The organism is Longimicrobium sp. (assembly GCF_036387355.1).
Lineage (GTDB): Bacteria > Gemmatimonadota > Gemmatimonadetes > Longimicrobiales > Longimicrobiaceae > Longimicrobium.
On the sequence record NZ_DASVTX010000435.1, the window covers coordinates 1 to 2085 of the forward strand.

Here is a 2085-nt window from a genome sequence, read left to right on the forward strand (position 1 = left end):
CCGGCTGGTGTACCTGAGCTCCTACGCCGCGTGCGGCCCCGCGCGCCACGGCCGCCCCCGCCGCCCCGACGAAACGCCCGAGCCGGTTTCCACGTACGGGCGCACCAAGCTGCAGGGCGAGGCGGTGGTGAACGAGGCGGCCCCCCACGGGGTATCAGCCGCCATCCTCCGCGCCCCGCCCGTCTACGGGCCCGGCGACCGGGCCCTTCTTCCCTACTTCAAGCTCGTGAAGGCACGGCTGGCCCCCGCCCCCGCGGGACCCGGGCTGCGCACGCACATGCTGTACGTAGGAGACCTGGCCGCCGCCCTGGCGCGCGCGGCCGATGCCCCCGCCGGCACCTACGCGGTCGCCGAGCCGGTGGAGCACCCGTGGAGCGACGTCGTCCGCCACATCGCGCACGCCATGGGCACCCGCCCCGTGCGCGTTCCGCTCCCCCCCGCCGGCGTGCGCGCCGCGGGCGTGGTGGCGGGGTGGTTTGGCGGTCTGGGCGTGTTCAATCGAGAAAAAGCCGAAGAGATGCTGGCTCCGGCGTGGCTGTGCGACCTTGGCGGGCTGGAGTGGCTGATCCCTGGCGGAACGGCGACTCCCCTGGCCGAGGGCATCCGCCGGACGGCCCAGTGGTACCGGGAACAGGATTGGGTTTGATGGCGACCGTGGAGCAGACCGTGCGGCAGACCGTGGACATCTTCGACAAGTGCCGGCGATTCACCGCCGCGCACGAGATGATGGAGCGCGGCCTGTATCCCTACTTTCAGCCCATCCAGGAATCGCACGACACCGAGGTGGTGATCCGCGGCGAAACCAAGATCATGGTGGGCTCCAACAACTACCTGGGGCTCACCCATCACCCGTACGTGCTGGAAAAGGCGCGCGAGGCGCTGGCCCGGTACGGCACCGGCAACACCGGCAGCCGCTTTCTGAACGGCACGCTGGACCTGCACGAAGAGCTGGAGCGCCGCCTGGCCGCCCTGATGGGCGCCGAGGCCGCGCTGGTGTTCAGCACCGGGTACCAGACCAACCTGGGCATCATCGGCGGGCTGGTGACGCGCGGCGCCCTGGTGGTGCAGGACCGGCTGAACCACGCCTGCCTGCTGGACGGCGCCCAGCTGGCCGCGGGCGAGCTGGCGCGCTACCAGCACGGCGACATGGGCGCGCTGCGCCGCGTGCTGGAGCGCCACCGCGACAGCAACGGCGTGCTGATCGCCACCGACGGCGTGTTCAGCATGGAGGGGAACATCGTGGACCTCCCCTCGCTGGTGGAGATCAAGGAGGAGTACGGCGCCCGCCTGCTGGTGGACGACGCGCACTCCATCGGCGTGCTGGGGCGCAACGGCGGCGGCACCGCGGAGCACTTCGGGCTGCAGGACCGCGTCGATCTGACGATGATCACCTTCTCCAAGTCGTTCGCCAGCATCGGCGGGGCGGCGGCGGGGCCGGAAGACGTGATCCACTACCTGAAGCACCACTCGCGGCCGCTCATCTTCAGCGCCAGCATGCCGGGGAGCGCGGTGGCCACGGTGCTGGCCTGCCTGGACGTGATGGAGCAGGAGCCGGAGCGCCGCGCCCAGCTGTGGAAGAACGCCGACTACCTGCGCGGCGGGCTGAACGCCCTGGGCTTCGACACCGTCGGCTCCGAGACGCCCATCATTCCCGTGGCGTCGGGCGACATGGAAAAGACCTTCATCTTCTGGCGCGCCCTGTTCGACATGGGCGTGTTCACCAACCCGGTGCTGCCCCCCGCCGTGCCGGAAAACTCCTGCCGCCTGCGCACCTCCGTCATGGCCACGCACACCACCGAGCAGCTGGACCGCGTTCTGGACGCCTTTGGCACCGTGGGCCGCACGCTGGGCATCATCGGGGGGGCGGCGTGAGCACGGCCGCACCCGCCGCGGCGCGCACCGGCGTCACCGTCCGCGAGATCGCGCACGGGGCCAGCCTCAAGCCCTTCGTGGACTTCATGTGGACGGTGAACGGGCGGGACCCCCAGTGGGTTCCGCCCCTTCGCATGGCGCTGGAGCCGGTGCTGGACCGCAGGAAGCACCCGTTCCACCAGCACGCCGACGTGGCCTACTTTGTGGCGGAGC

2 protein-coding genes and 1 pseudogene are annotated in these 2085 nt (G+C 71.1%); all 3 read left to right on the forward strand.

What is annotated here, in order from left to right; genetic code table 11:
• Positions 1-646: NAD-dependent epimerase/dehydratase family protein (locus VF665_RS18970; RefSeq protein WP_331055029.1), on the forward strand; the 646-nt coding region annotated here is incomplete at its 5' end.
• On the forward strand, positions 646-1872 hold the full coding sequence (locus VF665_RS18975; RefSeq protein ID WP_331055030.1) for an aminotransferase class I/II-fold pyridoxal phosphate-dependent enzyme: 1227 nt from the start codon (positions 646-648) through the stop codon (positions 1870-1872). The genes VF665_RS18970 and VF665_RS18975, both read left to right, overlap by 1 nt.
• Positions 1869-2085: pseudogene (locus VF665_RS18980) on the forward strand (hypothetical protein); the annotation flags it as partial. The gene VF665_RS18975 and the pseudogene VF665_RS18980, both read left to right, overlap by 4 nt.